This window comes from Collinsella sp. AM34-10 (genome assembly GCF_003469185.1).
In the GTDB taxonomy this organism is placed as follows: domain Bacteria; phylum Actinomycetota; class Coriobacteriia; order Coriobacteriales; family Coriobacteriaceae; genus Collinsella.
Window position 1 is genome coordinate 105774 of sequence record NZ_QSIL01000005.1, and the last position, 22224, is coordinate 127997.

18 protein-coding genes are annotated in these 22224 nt (G+C 59.4%); 5 read left to right on the forward strand and 13 right to left on the reverse strand.

The window, feature by feature from the left end; all coding sequences use genetic code 11:
- Positions 1-20: 20 nt before the first annotated feature.
- Together DW823_RS06205 and DW823_RS06210 are read right to left on the reverse strand one after the other, a co-directional pair.
- Complete coding sequence (locus DW823_RS06205; protein WP_118081116.1) at positions 21-1901, reverse strand: diguanylate cyclase; 1881 nt, start codon at positions 1899-1901, stop codon at positions 21-23.
- Positions 1902-2112: 211 nt separating this feature from the next.
- On the reverse strand, positions 2113-2910 hold the full coding sequence (locus DW823_RS06210) for an alpha/beta fold hydrolase (RefSeq protein WP_055252491.1): 798 nt from the start codon (positions 2908-2910) through the stop codon (positions 2113-2115).
- A 225-nt stretch (positions 2911-3135) separates the two neighbouring features.
- Between DW823_RS06210 and DW823_RS06215 the strand changes: the two genes are divergently transcribed.
- From DW823_RS06215 to DW823_RS06225, 3 genes are all read left to right on the forward strand, one after another.
- Positions 3136-3912: a radical SAM protein gene (locus DW823_RS06215; protein ID WP_055252492.1), complete on the forward strand. Its 777-nt coding sequence runs from the start codon at positions 3136-3138 to the stop codon at positions 3910-3912.
- 160 nt (positions 3913-4072) lie between these two features.
- Complete coding sequence (gene map / locus DW823_RS06220) at positions 4073-4960, forward strand: type I methionyl aminopeptidase (RefSeq protein WP_118081118.1); 888 nt, start codon at positions 4073-4075, stop codon at positions 4958-4960.
- Between the two features lie 129 nt (positions 4961-5089).
- Positions 5090-6025, forward strand: coding sequence for a D-2-hydroxyacid dehydrogenase (locus DW823_RS06225; protein ID WP_118081120.1), 936 nt, complete (start codon positions 5090-5092; stop codon positions 6023-6025).
- 134 nt (positions 6026-6159) lie between these two features.
- On the opposite strand, the gene DW823_RS06230 is transcribed toward DW823_RS06225, so the two are convergent.
- From DW823_RS06230 to DW823_RS06240, 3 genes are all read right to left on the reverse strand, one after another.
- Positions 6160-6630: a PIN domain-containing protein gene (locus tag DW823_RS06230; RefSeq protein ID WP_158567280.1), complete on the reverse strand. Its 471-nt coding sequence runs from the start codon at positions 6628-6630 to the stop codon at positions 6160-6162.
- Between the two features lie 16 nt (positions 6631-6646).
- Complete coding sequence (locus tag DW823_RS06235; protein ID WP_118081124.1) at positions 6647-7027, reverse strand: translation repressor RelB; 381 nt, start codon at positions 7025-7027, stop codon at positions 6647-6649.
- A gap of 214 nt (positions 7028-7241) precedes the next feature.
- Positions 7242-8627 (reverse strand): M18 family aminopeptidase, encoded by a 1386-nt coding sequence (locus tag DW823_RS06240; RefSeq protein ID WP_233543019.1) that lies wholly within the window; start codon positions 8625-8627, stop codon positions 7242-7244.
- Between the two features lie 161 nt (positions 8628-8788).
- On the opposite strand from DW823_RS06240, the gene DW823_RS06245 reads away from it, so the two are divergent.
- Both DW823_RS06245 and DW823_RS06250 read left to right on the forward strand, forming a co-directional pair.
- Positions 8789-9874, forward strand: a complete 1086-nt coding sequence (locus tag DW823_RS06245; protein ID WP_118081126.1) for a carcinine hydrolase/isopenicillin-N N-acyltransferase family protein — start codon at positions 8789-8791, stop codon at positions 9872-9874.
- Between the two features lie 140 nt (positions 9875-10014).
- A complete protein-coding gene (locus DW823_RS06250) occupies positions 10015-11094 on the forward strand; it encodes a 6-phosphofructokinase (protein ID WP_118081128.1) in 1080 nt (359 codons plus the stop codon).
- A 523-nt stretch (positions 11095-11617) separates the two neighbouring features.
- Here the strand turns inward: DW823_RS06250 and DW823_RS06255 are convergent.
- The 8 genes from DW823_RS06255 to DW823_RS06290 form a co-directional block, all read right to left on the reverse strand.
- The gene (locus DW823_RS06255; protein WP_118081130.1) at positions 11618-11938 is read right to left on the reverse strand and encodes a multidrug transporter; all 321 of its coding nucleotides are present in this window, start codon (positions 11936-11938) and stop codon (positions 11618-11620) included.
- 446 nt (positions 11939-12384) lie between these two features.
- Positions 12385-13305, reverse strand: a complete 921-nt coding sequence (locus tag DW823_RS06260) for a helix-turn-helix domain-containing protein (protein WP_118081132.1) — start codon at positions 13303-13305, stop codon at positions 12385-12387.
- A gap of 639 nt (positions 13306-13944) precedes the next feature.
- Positions 13945-16710, reverse strand: coding sequence for an FtsX-like permease family protein (locus DW823_RS06265; RefSeq protein ID WP_233543020.1), 2766 nt, complete (start codon positions 16708-16710; stop codon positions 13945-13947).
- Positions 16711-16715: 5 nt separating this feature from the next.
- Entirely contained in the window at positions 16716-17417 is a 702-nt protein-coding gene (locus tag DW823_RS06270) for an ABC transporter ATP-binding protein (protein ID WP_118081134.1), read from the reverse strand.
- Positions 17418-17502: 85 nt separating this feature from the next.
- Positions 17503-18849, reverse strand: a complete 1347-nt coding sequence (locus tag DW823_RS06275) for a cell wall metabolism sensor histidine kinase WalK (protein ID WP_147350664.1) — start codon at positions 18847-18849, stop codon at positions 17503-17505.
- A gap of 23 nt (positions 18850-18872) precedes the next feature.
- Entirely contained in the window at positions 18873-19562 is a 690-nt protein-coding gene (locus tag DW823_RS06280; RefSeq protein WP_118081138.1) for a response regulator transcription factor, read from the reverse strand.
- A gap of 228 nt (positions 19563-19790) precedes the next feature.
- Positions 19791-20369, reverse strand: coding sequence for a methylated-DNA--[protein]-cysteine S-methyltransferase (locus DW823_RS06285; RefSeq protein ID WP_233543022.1), 579 nt, complete (start codon positions 20367-20369; stop codon positions 19791-19793).
- A 695-nt stretch (positions 20370-21064) separates the two neighbouring features.
- Entirely contained in the window at positions 21065-22090 is a 1026-nt protein-coding gene (locus DW823_RS06290; protein ID WP_118081142.1) for an aspartate-semialdehyde dehydrogenase, read from the reverse strand.
- Between the last annotated feature and the right edge of the window lie 134 nt (positions 22091-22224).

Here is a 22224-nt window from a genome sequence, read left to right on the forward strand (position 1 = left end):
TTAAAACTCCTTTGGTCAAACTAAATCGTGGGAAACGCGACGACGTCAGCGGGGCGTGCCAACGTCTCGGCAATTTGGTCTTGCACCTCGAGCAGACAATCGAGCAGCAGCGGGTTAAAGGTGCCGCACTTACCGTCCAGGATCATCTGAATTGCCTCCTTGTGCGGGATAGCGTCCTTGTACACGCGCACGCTCGTCAGAGCATCGTACACGTCGGCCACCGAAACCACCTGTGCGGCAATGGGAATTTCGTCGCCCTTAAGGCCATCGGGATAACCCTTGCCGTCCCAGCGCTCGTGATGCCAACGCGCAATCTGGTACGCATATTCCATAAGCGCATTGCCGGCGTGATGGCTACCCAGCTCAAGCAGCATGTCGGCGCCGATTGTGGTATGCGTCTTCATAATCTCGAACTCCTCGGGCGTAAGGCGCCCGGGTTTGTTGAGAATCGCATCGTCAATCGACATCTTGCCGATATCGTGCAGCGCCGAAGCCAGGGCAATCGTGGAGCGCTCCTCATTGTCAAGGGAAATGGTGTCGCTACGCTGGACCAGACAGCCAAGCAGCAGCTCGGTCAGCTTTTCGATGTTCGTAACGTGCCTGCCGCTCTCGCCGTTGCGAAGCTCCATGACGCCAGCCATGATGTCGATGAGCATGCGACTGTTCTTGACACGCTCGTTGTACTGCTGGGACAGCAGGCTCGTCAGGCGGCGCTGTTTGGCGTATAGGCGGATGGTGTTGCTTACACGGCGGCGCACGACACGGGAGTCAAACGGGCGGTTGATATAGTCCGAGGCGCCTAGCTCGTACGCGCGCAGAACCATATCATCGGAGTCTTCGCTCGAAATCATGATGACAGGCAGATTGTCACCAACCGATCGGCGCGACAGACCGGCCAGCACCTCAAAGCCGCTTATGCCCGGCATGACAATGTCCAGCAGCACGAGCGACAACTCATCGCCATAGCGGTCGACAATGTCGAGCGCCGCACGACCGTTATCGGCCTCGAGGATGCAATATTCGTCCTTGAGCATCTCGCTGAGAATGACTCGGTTCATCTCGGAGTCATCGACAATAAGCACCAAAGGCCTTTCGCTTTGGAAGGCCTCGATGGAATCGGCATCGGTCACGACCGTACCGGCTTTTGCCTTAGCGCGGCTCAGTAACTGGACAGCGCGGCCAACGCCCTCATCGACCGTCTCGCCATGAATGCGAACGCCACCAACACATGCCGTCAAGCTCACGTACTCATGGCCCGGAATAATCGTGGAACGAACGGCATCGGACACCTGATGCAGGCGACGGGTGAAGTCATCGGAGGGAATATTGGGCATGACAACCACAAACTTGTCGCAGCCATAGCGCACAAGCTCGTCAGTCGAACGGATTCCGCTGCGCATGGCTGTCGCCACAGCACCGAGCGCAAGGTCGCCGGCATGACGGCCACACGTATCGTTGAAGACCCTAAAATCATCAAGGTCGATCATCGCAACGCCGGCATTCATGCGGGCGCTTCGGAGCTTTTCCTCGTAATACCGGCGATTATGCACGCTCGTCAGCACGTCGGTGTAGACAAGGTCCTCTTCTGCAGCCTCTTGCCCATCGATCGGACGCACCATCAGCAGGACATGAGGCTTGCCCTCGACCTTCAGAGGGCGCAGATGGGCACGGTACTCAACGCCATCGTTGAGCAGTTGCTCCGACACCTCATCGGAATCTGTCAAGGCCTCAAGACTTGCCTGGCGCAAACAAGGGCAGCGATCGCCGGCGAGCAGGCAGTTAGGCTCGCTCTTAATCTGATCGGCCGACAGTAAACGTACCACGGGGTAGGTCTTCGCGACACGGGCGACCTCGGCGGCAGCCTCCTCGTCGGTTAGATTGACCTCGTGATTATTGAGCATATGGGGCCCTTTCGATAGTTTCGCATGGTGGCGGTGGGTTCCAAATGTTACAAGGGTAACACCTTGTCGATGCAGGTAAGCACGTGAATGCTGTTACATTTTTATGAGTTGGCAGACGGCGCGATTAAAGCCGCAGACGTGAGGTTTTGAGCACATTTGTTAACACGGCCGAAACGTTTGCGGGTGAAGTCTGCTTTGGCTATTGCGGGTGTTAGAGCCCCAGGATGCCAAGGACAGTCTGGGCAGCCGCTCCCGGGCGATCGCGCAGGCCGTTGTGCGCGCCGGGAACCATTACGAGCGGACAGTCCAAAAGCTCAGCCGCCACCCTCGTGCCCGCCTCGCGAGGCGTGCCAATCGAGAGCTCGCCCAGGAGCACGGCGGCCACCGTTTTCGACGCACGGACGCTATCCCAATCGGGAACGCAGGTCATAGTAATCCCGTATTCGTTCGCCATGAAACTGCGGCCGTTGCGCAGGGCATGCTTGGCTTCCGCCTCGGTTAACTTGGGGGCCTCAGGGTCCGAATCGCCGATGGCGCCCAGGAAGGCCCGTAATGCCCTGGAGACCTTTCCCGCGGCGATCATCTCGAGCAAAACCGGGGCCGCGCCCAGACCGGCGCCCTCATCCGTCACGGCGGGTTCATGCAGAATCGCACGCGAGATTATGGCGGGGTTTGCACGGAGAAGCTCCAGGGCCACCAACGTACCGGCACTGTGCGCGAGCACGTTTGCCGGAGCGCCAATATGCTCGATAACGACCTGCAGGTCGGCGGCTTGGGCGGCGAGGTCGTAGCGTCCGTCTGCAGCGTCGCCGCTCTCGCCGCAACCGCGGCGGTCGTAGGTAATGACGCGATAGTCACAGGCGAGCTCGCGGGCGATGCCGTCAAAAAAGACACCGTCGACGCACGCACCGTGCACGCAAACCAAGGCGGGTGCATCGGACGATACAACCGGGCCGGCATACTCGCGGCAGGCGATCGTAGTGCCCGCATTCTCGACCGTAAAATCCATACTGTGTTCCCATCATCAACGCCCATCCAGTTGCACGTCAGTACGATTGGATGGACCCGCATTGCCTTACGACTTGTTAACAGATTAACTGTACCCGACCCGAGGCTTTTCATGGCACGGCATAATGAGCGACGTGAAAAAACGAAACTTGTAAAGCAAGAGCCCACACCTTGCTTTGGAGCCGATGCTATGCTTAGGCACAATTGTCTTGAGGAGCATATGCCTATGTCTACGTTTTTGAATGCCGGCCCCATCTTTGGGCCCGTTCGCAGCCGTCGCCTGGGCCTTTCGCTCGGCGTCAACATGATGCCGGCCAGCGGCAAAATCTGCACGTTCGACTGCATTTACTGCGAAAACGGTCTCAACGCTGAGCGCCCCTGCCATGAGCCGTACAACACAGCTGCCGTGGTACTCGACGCGCTCGAGGTAAAGCTGCGCGAGATGGCAGCCGAGGGCAAGCTCCCCGATGTAATCACCTTCGCAGGCAACGGCGAGCCCACCGCCGCACCGGAGTTTCCGCAGGCCATCGCCGGCGCCGTCGCGCTGCGCGACGAGCTGGCCCCAAACACCAAGATTGCCGTGCTTTCCAACGGCACGCGCGCCGACCGTCCCCAGGTACACGATGCGCTCATGATGGTCGACGACAACATCCTCAAGCTCGATACGGTCGACCCGGCTTTTATCCAGCTGCTCGACCAGCCCGTTGGCCCCTACGATGTAGAGCACCAGATCGAGACGTTCGCGAGCTTTAACGGCCGCGTCATTATCCAGACGATCTTTTTGACCGGCGAGCACCGGGGCAAGTCTCTCGATAACACCGGCGAGGAGTACGTCGGCCCTTGGCTCGCGGCGCTCGAGCGCATTCGCCCGCAGGAGACGACCATCTACACGGTGGCGCGCGAGACACCGGTCGCCGGCCTTGCCAAAGCAGCGCCCGAGGCACTCGACACGATCGCCGCACGCGTGCGCGCCCTCGGCATCCCCTGCCAGGTGAGCTACTAGCAAAACCACGCAGCAGCCAGTGCCCGCCATCCCGCCCCATCAGTTGCGGTGATATAGTTCCTATTTGTGCTGTTAAACCGCTTAAATCGGAACTATATCACCGCAACTTTTATAGACGCGTGAGTGGGCTATACTAGCTGCGGATGAAAGGAAGTTAGCCATGTTTGACAAAGGACCCGTGCCCGGCCGCAACGACGCTTGCTGGTGCGGCAGCGGCAAAAAATATAAGAAATGCCATAGCACCTTTGATGAGCGCCTCGAGCGCTTGTGGGAAGAGGGCTGGGAGGTTCTGCCCCGCACGCTCTACAAGACGCCCGCCGATATCGAGGGCATCAAGCGCTCGGCCGCCATCAACGTGGGCGTGCTCGATTACGTAGGCGAGCACATCGCCGCGGGCATGACCACCAACCAGATCGACCAGATGATCTACGACTACACCGTCGAGCACGGCGGCACGCCGGCCGACCTCAACTACGAGGGCTACCCCAAGAGCGTATGCACCTCGATCAACGACGTGGTCTGTCACGGTATCCCCTGCGATACGGACGTGCTGCACGAGGGCGACATCATCAACGTCGACTGCTCCACGATCCTGGACGGCTACTTTAGTGATTCGAGCCGCATGTTCTGCATCGGTGAGGTCTCTGCCGAGCGCCAGCGCCTGGTCGAGGTCACCCGCGCCAGCGTGGAAGCGGGCTTGGCAGCCGTCAAGCCATGGTTGCCGCTCTCCGTTATGGCCGAAGCCGTGCAAAAGACGGTCGAGGACGCCGGCTTTAGCGTGGTGCGCGAGTACGGCGGACACGGCATTGGCAAGGAGTTCCACGAGGACCCGTTTGTGGGCTTTACCACCGAGGCGCCCGATGTGGACACCATCATGGCTCCGGGCATGGTCTTTACCATCGAGCCCATGGTCAACGCCGGGGCGCCCGACATTAAGATTAGCAAGGGTGACGGTTGGTGCGTGCGCACCAAGGACGGCAGCGATTCGGCTCAGTGCGAGGTACAGCTCGTGGTGACCGAGGACGGCTACGAGCTGCTGAGCTGGTAGCCGCAGATGCGCCGGATGCTGACGGGCAAACCCGCTTTGCATCCGGCGTTTTATTTGAACGTTTTGCCTGATAAAACCTGCCAAAATAAACCTGTCCTTTTTTGGCAGGCTGAGCGGAGATGACTGCTTGTGAACATCCTGGTTTTGTTGCCTGTCAACGACCGCCATCGTGCGATCCTCGAGTCGAGCGCTCCAGGCGAGGACTTTATCTACACGAGCGCCGACGCCGCCACACGTGAACAGGTCGCCGATGCCGACGTGATCCTGGGCAACATCGACCCTGGCATGCTCACGGCATGCGAGCATCTCCAGCTGTTGCAATTGCAGACCGCCGGCTATGACGATTACTTGGCCGCCGGCACCGTGCCGGCTGAAGCTAAGCTGTCTTGCTCGATCGGCGCCTACGGTCAGGCCGTGAGCGAGCACATGTTTACCATGGTCCTTTCCATGATGAAGCGCCTGCCCGGCTATCACGATTTGCAGCGCGAGCATCGCTGGGAGGATTTGGGGCCGGTTACCTCGCTCAAAAATGCCAACGTGCTGGTGCTGGGCGCGGGCGACATTGGCGGCCACTTTGCCACGCTCTGCCGCAGCATGGGTGCGCACGTCCGCGGCATCAAGCGCCATCCGCTCGTCTACCCCATTGTGTTTGAGGACATGGACGGCATGGACGCCCTACCTGAGCGCTTGGCGGAGGCCGACATCGTCGCATCCTTTATGCCGAGCACACCCGAGACCCGCGGCCTGGCGAACGCCGAGTTCTTCGCCGCGATGAAGCCGGGCGCCTTCTTTGCCAACGGCGGCCGCGGCGACCTTGTGGTCGCCGACGACTTGGTTGCCGCCTTGGAGTCGGGACATCTCGCCGGCGCCGCGGTCGACGTCACCGACCCCGAGCCCCTGCCCGCGACAAGCCCGCTGTGGGATGCGCCCAACATGCTCATCACACCGCATATCTCGGGCTGGTTCCACTTGGAGGCCACGCTCAACAATGTGGTCGACATTGCCGCGGAGAACTTGCGTCATCTGCAAGCGGGTGAGACGCTCCGCCGTTGGATCGAACACTAAGAATTACGCCGTTTTACAAACGGCGTAATGAGCCGACGCTGCGAGCCCGCCGTTTGGCCAACCTGCGGCGCTTTGCTGGCGCGGCCCTACCTGTGGGCTCTCGCTGACCATTATTCGACCAAAGGGGTCTAGCGCTATTTAAGCGTTGTTAGATAGCTTCTTGCGTCTTCTACGCTCATTGCTGCGACAGGCGCGTGTGAACAGAGTTTGACATCGTTGGTGACCAGTAAATCTGCTTGGGAGCGCATCGCTGCCGCAATGATTAAATCGTCTTCGTAATCGCTATGGAGATTACGCTGCTTGCTCGCCATCCATATGTCACTCAGGTCGCAGGGTACCGGCGTGGCAAGTTGCGACAACACGTCGAGGCAATCCCATGCAAGTGATGTCGCCGCCACGGCGGCATCTTGGGATAGTGAGCCATGCTCGCGCCGATACCATGCCTTATGTTCGCTTGAAATCAAATAGAACAGGTCTTTGGACGATGTCGCCGCATACAGCAAATCCACCTGCGCCGTGCATGCATCGCGTAAAAACTCAATCGCCACCGAACGACCACGTCGTGAGGGAATGAAGTAATCGAGCCACACGTTGGTGTCAACCAAGATACGCCTTGGAGCCTCACTCATACAGCCAGCTCATCTCCTCGCCATAGCGATCCGCATAGGCATTCCGTTTGAGCTCTTCGTCGTCCGATGGCTGAGCCCTGACCATATCGATTCCCGACTCACGGCAAGCGGCAGCGAACAGCTTCGACCCCTGATCCATGAGCTCGAGCTTACGTTTGGCGGCCTTTTCGCGCTCGCGCTGTTCCGCCCGGGCACGACTGGGCAGCAGGATATCCTCGAGCGCGCCGGGCCGATCAGCCAGAGATGCCGCAAGTTGCCAGAGCGCACGCACCGCTTGGCTCGGCGTCATACCGGCCCTGGAGAGAGCGGCGTCCCCACTCCTTTTAAGATCGGCATCGAGACGCACGTTGATCTGAGCGGCTGTTGTGGTCATGACCCCTCCTTAATACTTCAAAACTATCATAAAACTCTATGGTAAATACGTAAAGCATGTATAGCATTTATAAGCATTAGCCGTACTCTGTACACAAAAAGCCGCCGAGGCACACTGCACCTCGGCGGCCACGTATCACAGATCTAACTCGGTTTCACCCTTTGCATTTGCCCAGATAAAACCTGCCGAAATCAACATCCCTCTTTGGCAGGTTTTAGAGCTCCGCGCTTTCGGCTCCGTTGATATGGAGGTCGCGCTCGTAGAAGGCGGTGAGGGCGCGGATGGCGTACATCACGTCGCGTACGCCGCCGGTCTCGTAGCTTGAGTGCATGGCCAGCTGCGGCAGGCCCACGTCCACGGCATGCATGCTCGCCTGCATATTGGACAGGTTGCCGAGTGTGGAGCCTCCGGCCATATCGCTCTTGTTGGCGAAGGCCTGTGTGGGTACGTCGGCGTCATCGCAGATGGCCTGGAACACCGCGCGGCTAAAGGCATCGGTGCAGTAGTGCTGGTTGGCGGCTTCCTTAATGACGATGCCGCCGTTGAGCACAACCTGGTTGCGGGCATCGCACTTCTCGGCGTGGTTGGGATGCACGGCATGCGCGTTGTCGCAGCTCACAAGCATCGAGGCGGCAAGTGCGCGATGGTACGACTCGTCGTCAAAGCCCAGCGATCCGTTGATGCGGCGCAGCGCGTCGGCCAAGAACGTCGACATGGCGCCCTGCTTGGTCTCGGAGCCAACCTCCTCGTTATCAAAGCAGCAGAAGACCGAGATGTCATGCGCATTCTCGGCACCCAAAAATGCCTGCAGCGAGGTATAGGCGCAGGCCAGGTCGTCAAGCTTGGGCGTCGAGATAAACTCGTCGGCCCAGCCCCAAATGCGCGCATCCTGACGATTGACCAGGAACAGGTCGCGACCCAGAATCTGCTCGGGCTCAACGTCCAGTTCGTCAGCGATCAGTGCGTCAAAATCTCCCTGTTTAAGCTCGCCGACGCTGATGAGCGGGCACAGGTCGACGGCTCGGTTGGGAGCAAAGCCCTCGTTAACGCCGCGGTTCATGTGGATGGCAAGGCTCGGAATGATAGCGACCTCGCGCTCGGTAGCAAGCAGGCGGCTCTCGATACGGTCGCCCTCGCGCACCAGTACGCGGCCCGCGAGCGCCAGCGGGCGATCGAACCAAGTGTAGTCGATCATGCCGCCGTAGGCCTCGATGTTCAGACGCAGCGTCTCGCCCGCACCGTCAAGTTCGGGCACGGCCTTGACCTTAAACGTCGGAGAATCGCTGTGCGACGCCGTGAGCTGAAAATGATAGTCACCGGCAACACCGTCCTCGCCCCACGTCGCGGCCAGGTCCTCGCCCACCTTAAAGGCAACAACGCTCGAGGTGTTGCGCTGCGTGTAATAACGCCCGCCCGGCTCGATGTCCCACGCCGCATTCTCGGGCAGGTAGGTAAAGCCCGCCTCGTCGAGCTCGGCCATAATGGTCGCCGCCGTATGGAACATGCTGGGGCATGCCTCGATAAAGTCGATAAGGTCGTTGGCGGCCTCGATATCATCGGCCGTCACATGCGCGCGCTCGGGCGTTTCCTGATCCGTCATGCTCTCCCCTTTCGCTGGGTTGATGGTCCCCTCCAGCATACCCCGCCACGCCAGCGCCGCACTCTTCATTCCGTGCTTAATTCCGCGCCACTCACCAAGTTGAGCCATCATGCCCGCGCTCCTTTTGCGACAATTGCGCTAACAGGACGAGAGGAGCCGTCATGAAGCCACGTAACATTGCCATCACCTGCGGTGTCGCGGGAGTCGCCGTCGGCCTTGCCGCTGCCACCGGTATCGTTTATCACAAGCAAATCAAGTCCGCCGCGTCGCTCAAACGCTTGACCGGCTACGCGGATGGCTATGACCTGTACGCAATCGACATCGCCTACGACTACGATCTCGATCGCATCATCGCCGCTGGCGTGCGCGACGACCAGGCCTACATCGATGCCGTGGTGGCGCAGGTGCTGCCCGGTGTGCCGGCACATGTCCAGGCGCCCCAGTTTGCCTGCAGCGCTTTTGTCGCCGTAGATGCCGAAGGCCGCGTGCGCACCGGTCGCAATTACGACTTTAAGGACGACACCTCGGCGCTGCTGGTGCGCAATCACCCACGCGGCGGCTATGCTTCCATCGGGCTTGCCGCCCTTAACAACCTGGGCGATAACACTCCACTTGACTCCGTCGCCGGACGCGCCGCGGCACTCATGGGCCCGTTTGCCCAGCTCGACGGTGTTAACGAATGCGGCGTGTTCATTGCCGTACTCACCCTGGATTCCAAGCCCTGTGACCAGGACACGCAACGGCCCGTCATCAACACCTCGCTCGCCATCCGTCTGGTGCTCGACCGTGCCGCCACCACGCAAGAAGCTGTCGACCTGCTTTTCGCCTACGACATGCACGCCATGGCAGGACGCGATTACCACTTCTTTATCAACGACGCCGCCGGTGACGCGCGCGTAGTAGAATGGGACCCGCGCGATCCGGACCGCGCTTTCAAAGCGACTCCTGTACGCCAGGTTACGAACTTCTACGCCTGCTATGACGACGAAGTGCTGTCCAACCAAAAGAATGGCGAGCTGGGCCATGGTAAAGAGCGCGCCGTCGCAATCGCCGATGTTCTTGACGCCCATGTCGGTGCCCAGGACGAAACGATTGTCTGGGAAGCCCTGCGTGCCGCAGCGCAAGAACCCAATCCGGAAGACATCACCAGCAATACGCAATGGTCGGTCGTCTTTGACAATACCGAACCCGCCGCCGCTATTACGCTGCGCCGCCACTGGGGCGACGTCGACGCCTTCGCACTGTAAGGAGCCAGGCCCGTCAACCTTACGCCCGCCTGACGTTGTTTACATTTCCATACGCTTGAGCTAACACGTTTTACCCCCGCGTCAACAGTGTGCGGGGGTAAACTTATGCGCATGTTATAACTTGCCCGGAAGGATTCATCATGCTTAGGATCGGTCTTCTTACCAGTGGCGGCGACTGCCAGGCGCTCAACGCCACTATGCGCGGCATCGTCAAAACGCTTATGACAAATAGCGAAGAACCTATCGAGATCTATGGTTTTGAGGACGGCTACCAGGGCCTTATCTACAGCAGATTCCGCGTCATGACGCCCGCCGATTTTAGCGGCATCCTCACCCGCGGCGGCACCATCCTGGGCACGAGCCGTACGCCGTTCAAGCGCCTGAATGTTCCCGAGGCCGATGGCGTCGAGAAGGTGCCCGCAATGGTCCACACCTATCATAAACTGCAGCTCGACTGCCTGTTTATGCTGGGTGGCAACGGATCCACCAAGACCGCCAACCGCCTGCGCGAAGAGGGCCTCAACGTTATCGCGCTGCCCAAGACCATCGATAACGACACCTGGGGCACCGAGTTGACGTTTGGCTTTACGAGCGCCATCGACGTCGCTACCAAGTGCATCGACGACATCCACACCACCGCCTCAAGTCACGGCCGCGTGTTCGTTATCGAGATCATGGGTCACAAGGTTGGCTGGATTCCGCTGTATGCCGGCGTCGCGGGCGGCGCAGATGTCATCTTGATTCCCGAGATTCCCTACGACATGGATAACGTCATCAAGACCATCGAGCATCGCATGGAGACCGGCAGCCGCTTTACTATCGTGGCCGTCGCCGAGGGCGCTATCTCCAAGGAGGACGCGGCGCTGCCCAAGAAGGAGTACAAGAAGAAGCTCGCCGAGCGCACGAGCCCGTCAATCGTGTACGACATCGCCAAGGAGATCGAGGCCAAGACCGGTCGCGAGACCCGCGTCGCCATCCCCGGCCACACGCAGCGCGGCGGCCAGCCCGACGCCCAGGACCGCATCTTTGCGACCCAGTGCGGCGTCGAGGCAGCGCTCGGCTGCCTGCGCGGCGAGTTTGGCTACATGATTGCCCTGCGCGACGGCAAGATGTGCCACATGCCGCTCGAGGATGTCGCCGGCAAGCTCAAGTTTGTCGATCCCCAGAGCGATCTGGTGCGCGAGGCCAAGGCGTTGGGCATCAGCTTCGGCGACGAATAGCCTCGGCTGGAACCGCCCCCATCGGAGGCCCCAGGGCTTACCTCCCAAATCGTCCTCGGACATGTCAGGACCCCGCCGTGCGCTTCGCGCGGCGGGGTCCTTCCGTCCTGCGGAAAGATTTGGGAGGTAAGCCCTGGGGCCTCCTACGGTAACTAAGGAGACCGAGGCTATTCGCCTTCTTGCTGCGGGTGCCTAGGGTGGGGTGCAACGTGCATTTTCGGGAGTTTTCAGCAGCCGTGGGTGCCTGCATACTGGATTTTGGGCGAAAAGCAGGCGCCATGGGCCACGTTCTGTAAAAAATGACCAGCTCTTGAGGCATTGGGGGTCCAGGACCAGGGCATTCAACGCGGTTTTGTGCACCCGTTCCCGTACCCGCGGGCTCCGGGATGCTGAATACTCCGGAATTTGCACGCCGCCCCCGGGGGTACCTGTGGGCAAAAAGCAACCACCCAGCCGAAATATGCATTTTGCGGTGCGGTTTATGCAGTACAGCGGCTGTGGATGCGCATGCCGCCCAGCGTTCTTACCGACCGATGCAACGTCGTGCGTAGCCCTTAATGTCTTCGGTGAAACCGTCAAGGTCGTCGAGCGTGATCACGTTATCGGAAAGCAAGTTGGCAATCTCGTAATGCATGGTGCTGCGGCGAATATCGTTCACAAGCACTCCTGAGGACAGCTTGTCCCTATTGATACGCTCTTCTAACGCCCAAAATCTACTGGACGCTTCACTGCCACCGTTCAGTATCTCGATGTACTGGCCGATGAGCATTTCCATATAGCTTTCTTGCCATTTTGGGAGCAGCTCTTTAAACAGCTTCCAGTCGCTTTCAGCTAGCTCGCCCATGCTTCCTCCACTCGACAAGCGGACTTTGCCAAACGACTCTATTCTATTTGGTATTTTGCTCGCAACCGTGGATCAAGGGACCTTCGTTCTTCGAGTATGAACCTGAATGAACCGTTTGCTACAAAATGCGCCTAATTACTACGATGATTCGAATGCCTTCGACCATGCCGAAAAGGGTGAAAGTAAAACCGCAGGTAGATGGCTTGCCGATTTTCGAAAAAGATAAGTGTGGTCAGCCTCATCGAGTTCATCGTAGTAAATCGGCCTTTTTCTTGGCATGCAGTGAGTTAAATGCCAGTTCCCGTGCTGGAATTGCCCGCCCCATTCGTGAGTTGCGGTGAAATAGGGACTGTTAGACACTCCAAGGTCCTCAACGGTCCGTATTTCACCGCAACTTGGAAGGGGCGAGCGGCGTTGGCCAAGCATTGTTGACGGGTTGGAACGGCTTAGGCTTGTTTGCGGCGCTTCCATTGCTTTCGGCACCAGCACATGAGTGCCTCTATGAAGGGAAGCGTGATGAGGATGACCCATGCGGGATGGGGCTGCGCCAAGCAAAGCCACATATAGAGAAACCAGGCAATGGCGGCTGTTGGATAGACGCTGCCGATTAGCTTAGATAGATGACGTCGGTCGATGAAGTCGCCCATCGCATAGTAGACGGGAATCAGAAAGACCAGAAAGAGCCCCATACCCCACGTGCCGCAGATGATGCCGAGCGCGAGATAGGCGAGGACGACAAGTGCAGGAAAGGGAAACTCGTTCCATGCGCGACCGATCTTGGTGTGGAAATGCTTGCCATGATGGTCGAGCTTGTCGTGTGCCTCTTTCCAGCTGGAAAACGTCTCGCCGTCGATGGTGACGGTGCCGTCGTCATTGGTATGTACACTGTGTCCATCATCCTCTAGCGTATCGATATGCAATCCGCCCGGCCCCACATGGACCTCTTCACCCTTGCGCTCGTTAGCCACGTGGATGCCACTCCAACCAACATGAACCTCTTCGCCTTTGTTGGGATCAATAACATGGATACCGCGTGCGAGAGAAATATCGACAAGTGGCTTGCCGTCAGGATCCACGTGCTCGGTAGAAGACTCGGCGCCTTCAGACTCGTCCAAATTGTCTGCGCCAGAGTCACTGTCTGCCGAGTCATCGGTATCACAAACCGCTTCTCCATACAGCAGTTCATCCAGTGACACGCCATACAGCGCGGCGAGTGCAATAAGGTTATCGGTATCGGGCGAGGATTCGCTGCGTTCCCATTTGCTGACAGCTTGGCGGCTTACGCCCAACTGGGCAGCAAGAGCCTCCTGGGAAAGACCGGCAGCTTTGCGGCGATCGACGAGGCGCTGTGCCATCGCAAGATCCATAGTGGTTCCTTTCATGTGGCGACCGTAATCGAATGAGCCGAGTATGCCGAGAATAACCGGTAGCGACCACCATTTCTAGTTAGAATCTGCCCCAACCCTACCGCAACTACGAGTAGCAACCCCCTAATGGCCTGCCCTTTCATGACAAATGTCAGTACGCATAACAGCCAAGAGCCCTCTCAATATGTTGCGGTGGAATAGTTCCTGTTTCATGGCTCTGCTATGCCAAACAGGAACTATTCCACCGCAACTTACTATCAGGCCACGCACCCGCAGAGTAGCTACGGGTGCCTAGGGTAGGATGCGGCGTGCATTTTTGGGAGTATTCAGCAGCCGAGGGTGCCTGCATACTGGATTTTGGGCGAAAGGCAGGCACCATGGGCCGCATCCTGTAAAAAACGAGCGGCTCTAGAGGCGTTGGGGCTCAGAATCGGGGCTTTCAGCGCAGTTTTGCACTCCCGCCCCCGCGCCCGCGGACTCCGGGATGCTGAATACTCCGGAATTTGCACGCCGCCCCCTGGGGCACCAGTGGGCAAAAAGCAACCGCCCCGTCAAAGTATGCATTTGGCGGGGCGGTTTATACAAAAAGGCGGTTGTGGACGCGTCAACGGCTCGCTAGAACTTGAATCCCAGAACAGGCTACTCGGCACTCTTGAGGGCGCCGACCATGTCGATCTTGTTGAGGGTACGATTGGTGGCGAGGTTGACGATAAACGTAAAGCCAAAGGAAAGCACCACGGCGAGCACGTAGCTTAGCGGCTCGACCTCGACATCAAAGTACAGCGACGGCATCTGCAAAATGTACGTAAAACTCTCGGCCAGCAAGCCGCCCAGCGGCACGCCCAGCGCAGCGCCAATCGCCGTGAGGATCAACGTCTCCTTGTTGACGTAATGGTGCACCTCACCGCGGCGGAAGCCCAGTACCTTGATGGTCGCCAGCTCGCGCTCGCGCTCGGAGATATTCGTGTTGGACAGCGTAAACACCACCACAAACGACAGGCACGCTGCCATGAAGGTCACGAGCACCACAACCGAATTGATGATCGTAAAGTTCGCCTCATAGTTTTCCCAATGCTCGGCCGTACTCGAAATCGTAAGCCAACCGTCACTCTTAAGATTCTTGCTAAACGCAATCTGGTCGGCCGACGAACCCTTAAGCAGCACAAAGACGCCGTTAAGACGTGCGCTTCGACCGAACGCGCGCTCATAGGTGCCCTGCGTCATGTAAAGCGTGTTGCCCAGATAGTTAAGCGAAATGTCGCTGACTTTGACCTTGGCAACATTGAGCGACGAATCCTGGACGTGAGCCGTATCGCCCGGCTGAATCCCCAGCACCAGCTGTGAACTTTTGCTCAGATACACGTCTCCGTCACGCAAAGACAGCGGTTCTTTTGACTCATCCTCCAGACGCACGTAATCGCCCAAGTCACTCGTGCGGTTATCGGGCACCACGATCAGCTGCACGGTCTCGCTCTTGCCGCCAAACGTAAAGGTGACGTTGTCGGTCATAATCGGCAGGGTCGAGGTCACGGTCACGTTGAAATCATTGGCCGCGCTGCGCTCATCCAATGCCGCGCACGTCTGCGAAAAATCGTCGGGATTGGCGACCGCCAGCAGGTCGTAGCGCGTGATATGCCCGTACTGTTTGGGCGAAAGCGCCACCGACGTGTCGCGAATGCCCATACCGCAGATCACGAGCGCCGTGCAGCCGGCGATACCGAAGATGGTCATAAAAGCGCGCTTTTTGTAGCGGAACAGGTTACGTGCTGCCACCTTGTTCAAAAAGCCCATGCGGCGCCAGATAAAGCCGATGCGCTCAAGCAAGATGCGAGAGCCGGCGCGCGGGGCCTTGGGACGCATGAGCGAGGCTGGGGTCTCGGCCATCTCGTGGCGGCAGGCGATAATCGTAGCGCCCACCACGCCCACGGCAAACAGCGCCACCGACACGAGTGAAGACACGATATCGTACGAAAGCAGCATCTGGGGCAGCGAGTACATGTCGTCGAACACCGTAAACAAGAACAGTGGCAGGCCCACAAAGCCGATGATGTTGCCGAGCACGCCGCCGATCAGACATGCCCACAGCGCATAGTCCACGTATTTGGACAGAATACGCCCGCTCGAATAGCCGAGTGCCTTGTACAGGCCGATGAGCGTGCGCTCCTCCTCGACCATGCGCGTGGCGGTGGTAAGACTGATGAGCACAGCAACGACAAAGAAGATAAATGGGAAAACCGTGGCGATGGCCTCGATCGAAGAACTGTCGCTCTCGACGCTCGAGTAGCTTGCGATGTTACCGCGGTCCTGAATGTACCAGGTGCATTCGCCCAGATCGGAAAGCTCGGCGCGGGCATCGGCAAAATGCTGGTCGGCGGCGGCGCGGCGCTGGTCCAACTCGGTCTGAGCCTGGACGCGCTCCTCGCTGCCCTCGGCCATACGGTTGATGTTATCCTGCTCGATCCCAAAGAGCATGGCGGTCTGACGCTCGGCCGCATCCAAGCTTGCCGGCGTGTCGACCGTCAGCTCCTGAGCGCGCGCCTTCTCGCGCTCCTCGCGGATCTTCTCGATATTGCCTTTGACCTCGTTGATCTTTGTCGTGTAGGCATCCGAATAGGAGTTGAGGCTCTTGGCTCCCTCGACGATCACGTGGACCGCGGAGTAGGAAGAAGATGTCGCGGCATCCTCGCTCACATAGAACTTATAGTCCGCCGCCGAAGCAGCGCGAAAGGCGTTGACTGTCGAGTCGGAGCTCACATCAGTGGGATCGAGGACCTCGGCCGTAATGGTGTAATCGCCTGCGGCAAACTGATCCTTGGCGCTTTGGTTCGACGAGCTCGCGTCATTGGCGGCAAAGCTCACCGTATCGCCGAGCTTTTTGCCCGAAGCCTTCAGGAACTTCGAAGTCACCGCGACCTCATCGGCGCTCTCGGGCAAATCGCCGTTCACGAGCACCGGCTGATCGATGTTCTCTTTGGAAAGGCTCTGCACGACCACGCGCTCGCGCGTTGTGCCCACGGCGGTGTAGGCGGTCTCGGTGTAGATGCCCTCGGCCGTCTCGACGCCGTCGACCTCTTGGATAGCCGCAAGATCGTCACGCGTAAGACCATAGGTCGACTGCACGTTAATGTCATAGACATTCTGCTGGTCAAAATAGGCGTCGACCGAATCGCACAGGTCCTCGCAACCCGCCTTAAGGCCGCACATCACGCTCACGCCGAGCGCGGTGATGACCACGATAGATAGGAAGCGCTTAAGACTGCCCCGAATCGTGCGGTAGATGCCACGGCGAAATACCGTCGGCACCATATCGTTTGAGCTTTGAGCGGTGCGGTAGGTCGCGAACTCCCGGTCGCGACCCGCGTGCTCCGTATCGTGGTTTTGGCTGTTTTGGCGATCTTGGTCCATGGGCGCTACCACTCGATCGTCTCGATAGACACGGGATTTTGCTGAACCGTCTCGCTCTCCACGCGACCGTTCTTAAAGCGAATCAAGCGATCGGCCATGGGCGCCAGCGCGGAGTTATGGGTGATGATAATGACCGTGATGCCCTGCTTGCGACAGGTATCCTGCAGTAGCTGCAAGATCTGCTTGCCAGTTTTGTAGTCGAGTGCACCCGTGGGCTCGTCGCACAAAAGCAGCTTGGGATTCTTGGCCAGTGCGCGGGCGATGGACACGCGCTGCTGCTCGCCGCCCGAAAGCTGCGCCGGAAAGTTGGCGAGGCGCTCGCCCAGGCCAACCTGGCGAAGCGTCTGTTCGGCATCGAGCGAATCGGGGCAGATCTGAGCTGCGAGCTCGACGTTTTCGAGCGCCGTCAGGTTGGGGACCAGATTGTAGAACTGGAAGACAAAGCCCACGTCGGCGCGGCGGTATTCCACAAGCTGTGCCTCGTTGGCAGCGCTCACGTCACGCCCGTCCACCGTCACGGTGCCGGAGGTTACCGTATCCATGCCGCCCAGGATGTTGAGCGCCGTGGTCTTGCCGGCACCCGAGGCGCCTAGGATAATGGCGAGCTCACCGCGCTCAACGGTAAAGCTCGCGCCGTCGAGCGCGTGAATGCGGGCATCGCCCTCGCCGTATGCTTTGATGACGTCTTTGAATTCGATATAAGCCATCGATTAATTCCAATCTGGTCGGATAACTCTTTAGTATTACCCATTTCCCACCGACCAAAAAGGGACAGGTTTATTTTGGCAGGTTTTAGAAGCGGACGATGAAGGTAATCTGGTTGCTGTGGCCGCAGACAGAAGCACTCCCGCCATGGGCCTCGGCGATGGCTCGCACCACAGATAGGCCCACGCCCGAGCCGCCCGTCTTGGAGTTACGCGAGACATCTGCGCGGTAGAAGCGGTCAAACAGCCGGTCCAGGTCACCCTCGGGCAGCTCATCAACAGCATTCGATACGACAAGCTCGGCCGAGCCTTTGCCCGCACCGCGCGAGTCTGCGCGCAGGCTTAGCTCAATCACGCTGCCCTCGCTTGCGTAGCGTGTGGCGTTGTCCAGCAGCAACTCAACCACCTGCGCTACCGCCGCAGCATCGGCATGGGCCCGCACGCCACTCGCAATCGACGTCGACAGACGCTTGCCGCGCGAAACCGCCACCGACTCAAACGGCGCCGCCGCCTTGTCCACGGCCTCCGAAAGATCGATCGATGTCATGGTAAAGCCGGCCGAACCCTCGTCCATACGCGCCAGGAACACCAGACGCTCCGTCAGCGCCGTCAGCCGCGCGACCTGCTCGTGAATGCTCTGCGTCCATTCGCTCTCGCCGCTCTCGATTTCCTGCACCTCGTTGGCGGCGTCGATCACAGCTAGCGGCGTCTTGATCTCGTGGCTTGCATCGGTAATAAAGCGCTTTTGCTTGCTGTAGCTCTCGACCATCGGCCGAATCACCGCACCCGAGGCGCCCGCCACAATTGCCAGCACTGCCAACCAGCCAATGCAACTGATTGCCACGCTCGCGCTCAAAAACGAATGAAAGCTTGCAAGCTCACGCGAGCAGTCCACGAACACATAGGTGGTCTCACCGTCTTGAACGTCAGTCGTATAGCGATAATTGCCAGAAAAACCCGAGACCCAACCCTTGGAATGCAACTTTGCGGCAATACTGGCGGCGCGCTTGGCACCCACCGCGGCAATGCGGGCCGTGTTGACATCGGCAACCTGTCCGGCGGCAATCGTCACCGTAAAGTAGCGCGTGTCAAAGGGAGCTTCCGCCGTCATGCCTTCAAAACGCCCGTCGCGAACAGCCGCCCGGTTACCAGTAGCAACCTTGCCGGCAACCGCATCCTGGCCGGGATCGGCTTTAGGCTCGTTCCCCCAATCGATACCGTCCTTGCCCGCCAGGATATAGTCCAGGCGAGCGTCGGCCATCTTGCAGACATGCGAATAATTGACGATGTTGATGCCGGCGATGATGAGCGTGAGCACCACGGTCACGGCGCCCATGGCAACCAGGATGAACTTGCGACGCAGGCGGCGGCCCAATGCGTCAGCAGAATTTGCCCGCCCCGTACTACTCGAGGCGGCGTGAAACCGCTCCGTCATGCGTTTACACCACGTGCGCACGCTCACGCCTGCTCGCCTTCCTCGACAACCTCAAGCGAATATCCCTGGTTGCGCGACGCGCGGATGGCCACATTGGCACCCAGCGCCGCCAGCTTTTTGCGCAGGTACGAGATGTAGACCCACACCACGTTGGCGCCTTCGGGCGCGTCCTCACCCCAAACCTCGAGCATCAGACGCTCGGTGGGCATACGCGTGCCAGCGTTGCGCATAAAGAGTTCCATAAGCTGAAACTCGCGATTGGCTAGGTGTTCCTCGCCCAAGGGACCCACAAGCGTGCAAGCCGCCGTATCGAGGCGCACGTTGCCCACACTGAGCGTCGTGGCATCGATCGCAGTCGCGGCGCGCGTCATGGCGCGAATGCGCGCGAGCAGCTCCTTGGCGGCAAACGGCTTGGTCAGATAGTCATTGGCGCCGGCGTCCAGGCCCTCAACCTTATCGGACACCTCGCTTTTGGCCGTGAGCATGATGATGGGCAGTCGCTTACCGGCGGCGCGTGTGCGCTTGAGCACCTCAATGCCATCCATGCCGGGCATCATGATGTCCAGGATTGCGGCGTCATAGTCGTTGGCGAGCAGATATTCGAGCGCCGTCAGACCGTCGAGGGCGGCATCGACCTCGTAGTCGCTATGTTGAAGAATCGCGGTAAGGGCACGGGAGAGGCCGGGTTCGTCCTCGGCAAGCATCAGCTTCATAGTTGTTCCTTTGGCGCACGGCTATACAGGTTTCGATACCGCCGATGATAGTGCACCGCCAGCCGTCTTAGCGCAGCCTTAGCTGCTCAACCTGCGCGTTTTCAAATACGCAGGATATAGCTTAACCAAACTTAAGGCTCAGATGCCGAGCGCTTGGACGCATGCCGGTCGCGAAAAGACAGCGACTCGTCCTTTCGCGACGTCCTAGTTATGCAAAGTGTTCGAGCGTTACGCCTCGTACGCGCCCTCAAGCCGAAGCAGCCACTCCTTGCGATCGAGCCCGCCGGCATATCCGTTAAGCGAGCCGTCGGCGGCAACCACGCGATGGCACGGCACGATAATCGAAATGGGATTGCGAGCGACCGCAGCCCCCACCGCACGGGGAGATACAACAGGGTCCTCATTTCTCGGCACACGATGTCGAGCGGCAACACGCTGGGCGATCTCGCCATACGTAGCGACCTCGCCACGCGGGATAGAAAGCAGCTCAAACCAAACCTCGCGCTGAAACGCCGTACCAATCATATGCAACGGCGGCGTAAACCGAGGCTCCTGCCCCGCAAAATACGCATTCAGCCAAGCCCAAGAACGCTCAAGCACCGAAGAAGCCGCGCCATTTGCCGGACTCACCGAAGACATCCCACCGGTACCAGAAACCGCATCGGCACCTACGACATACTCCGCATCCTCTTTGAGCAGCGTAGAGCCAAAGTGCTCCTGCCCTTCAAACCAAAGCCCCGTCAAACCGCGGCCATCAGCGGCAAGCAGGATTTCGCCCAAAGGCGAAGCAAATGTCGTCGTGACCACCAGCGGCTCCTTTCAAAACTCCGCAAACATAATACCGCGAACTGTGCAGACAACCTGTCAGATACACCTGGGCAGGCTCGTAATTGTTTAAGCGAGGCCGCTTTCCCCAATCAAGCGAAGAAGACGCAGGGCTTCGACGCCAGAGCGGTACCTCTATCAGCTGAGCTCTAATACTTTCCCGAGAAGTGAACGAGTAAAAACGAAGCCCCGGAGCATCCACATCTTTAGACCAGAAAACCGCAGGATTCGCGCTGCAAAACCTCAGGAAATAGCGGTCAAAATATGCCAATGCTTCGGGGGTCCAAATAAGGTCGTTCACTTCTCGGGAAAGTATTAGACCCCGATTCACCCCAACCCCAAAGTCACCCCAGGCAGCAGGCGCAACGCGCCGCAGCTGCCGGCCGCGCTCCGCAGTCCCCCAAGGCGGCAGGCGCGAAGCGCCGAGGCCGCCGCCGGGACCAGGGCCCGCAACGGCCACGTGCCCTCACATCAGCCCAGCGGCCCCAACCAACAACGGCCCCATCGCAAGCCGCTTACAGCAGCGTCGCCGCAGGCGGGGCCGGGCTTAGTTTTCAGAACACTCCGCAGACCAGTGTGGCGCCTTGTCCGCAGCTCCGAAGGAGCAGGACAAGGCGCCACACATGGTCGAGGACGTTCTGAAAACTAAGCCCGGCCCCCGCCGGACAGGTCAACCGCTACTCGCAGAGCAGCTTAGCGATCTGGACGGCGTTGGTTGCCGCGCCCTTACGGATTTGGTCGCCGCAGCACCAGAAGGTGATGCCACGCGCGGCCTCGGGGTTCGAGATATCGCGGCGCACACGACCGACCCAAATCAGGTCCTGGTCGGAGGTGTCCATCGGCATGGGGAAGCGCTCGTGCGCATCCTCGGCAGCCATATCGTCAACCAGCTTGACGCCGGGAGCGGCAGCCAGCGCAGCACGGGCCTCGTCAACCGTAATGTCGCGCTCAAACTCAAGCGTAATGCTCTCGGAGTGCGAGCGCAGCACAGGCACGCGCACGCAGGTGCAGTTCACGCGCAGCTCGGGCAGGTGCATGATCTTGCGGCCCTCGTTCTGCAGCTTCATCTCCTCGGAGGTAAAGCCCTCCTCCTTGACGCCGCCAATCTGCGGAATCAGGTTGCTCGCGAGCTGGGCGGCAAATGCGCGCGGCTCGGGAATCTCCTCGCCACGGCCCAGGGCGACCAGCTGAGCCTCGAGCTCGGCCATACCGGGAGCGCCGGCGCCCGAAGCCGCCTGATACGTCGAAACAATCATGCGCTTCACGCCGGCGAGCTGATGCAGCGGCCACGTGGGAACCAGGCCGATGATGGTCGCGCAGTTGGGATTGGCGATAAGGCCGTGATGCCACTTGATATCGTCGGCATTGATCTCGGGCACGACCAGCGGTACCTCGGGATCCATGCGGAAGGCATGGCTGTTGTCGACCACGACGGCGCCGCGCTTGACGGCCTCAGGCAGTAGCTCCTTCGCGATATCGTCACCGGCGGCTCCGAGCACAATATCACAGCCCTCAAAGGCCTCGGGGCAAGCCTCTTCGATCACGATCTGCTCACCGCGGAACTCAACGGTCTTACCCGCGGAGCGTGCACTTGCCAACAGCTTGAGCTTGCCGACCGGGAACTCCTGCTCGTTTAGGCACTCGAGCATCTGGGTGCCCACGGCTCCCGTCGCGCCCAAAATAGCAACCGTGTACTGTTTCATGCTTCCCCCTTTAAAGGTTTTGGCTTTTGCCCGCACGCCGAGCAGGCTGATTATTGTTGTCAGTGTATACAAGAACGGGGCGGACACGAAACCCGCCCCGTCGAAACGAAACCGAAACGAAACGCCCCGCCGTA

Excerpts from the sequence above, each read along its gene's own strand:
- DW823_RS06205 (WP_118081116.1), bottom strand. The coding sequence starts at position 1,901 with ATGCTCAATAATCACGAGGTCAATCTAACCGACGAGGAGGCTGCCGCC.
- DW823_RS06210 (WP_055252491.1), bottom strand. The coding sequence starts at position 2,910 with ATGGATTTTACGGTCGAGAATGCGGGCACTACGATCGCCTGCCGCGAG.
- DW823_RS06215 (WP_055252492.1), top strand. The coding sequence starts at position 3,136 with ATGTCTACGTTTTTGAATGCCGGCCCCATCTTTGGGCCCGTTCGCAGC.
- map (WP_118081118.1), top strand. The coding sequence starts at position 4,073 with ATGTTTGACAAAGGACCCGTGCCCGGCCGCAACGACGCTTGCTGGTGC.
- DW823_RS06235 (WP_118081124.1), bottom strand. The coding sequence starts at position 7,027 with ATGACCACAACAGCCGCTCAGATCAACGTGCGTCTCGATGCCGATCTT.
- DW823_RS06240 (WP_233543019.1), bottom strand. The coding sequence starts at position 8,627 with ATGACGGATCAGGAAACGCCCGAGCGCGCGCATGTGACGGCCGATGAT.
- DW823_RS06245 (WP_118081126.1), top strand. The coding sequence starts at position 8,789 with ATGAAGCCACGTAACATTGCCATCACCTGCGGTGTCGCGGGAGTCGCC.
- DW823_RS06250 (WP_118081128.1), top strand. The coding sequence starts at position 10,015 with ATGCTTAGGATCGGTCTTCTTACCAGTGGCGGCGACTGCCAGGCGCTC.
- DW823_RS06255 (WP_118081130.1), bottom strand. The coding sequence starts at position 11,938 with ATGGGCGAGCTAGCTGAAAGCGACTGGAAGCTGTTTAAAGAGCTGCTC.
- DW823_RS06260 (WP_118081132.1), bottom strand. The coding sequence starts at position 13,305 with ATGGATCTTGCGATGGCACAGCGCCTCGTCGATCGCCGCAAAGCTGCC.
- DW823_RS06265 (WP_233543020.1), bottom strand. The coding sequence starts at position 16,710 with ATGGACCAAGATCGCCAAAACAGCCAAAACCACGATACGGAGCACGCG.
- DW823_RS06270 (WP_118081134.1), bottom strand. The coding sequence starts at position 17,417 with ATGGCTTATATCGAATTCAAAGACGTCATCAAAGCATACGGCGAGGGC.
- DW823_RS06275 (WP_147350664.1), bottom strand. The coding sequence starts at position 18,849 with ATGACGGAGCGGTTTCACGCCGCCTCGAGTAGTACGGGGCGGGCAAAT.
- DW823_RS06280 (WP_118081138.1), bottom strand. The coding sequence starts at position 19,562 with ATGAAGCTGATGCTTGCCGAGGACGAACCCGGCCTCTCCCGTGCCCTT.
- DW823_RS06290 (WP_118081142.1), bottom strand. The coding sequence starts at position 22,090 with ATGAAACAGTACACGGTTGCTATTTTGGGCGCGACGGGAGCCGTGGGC.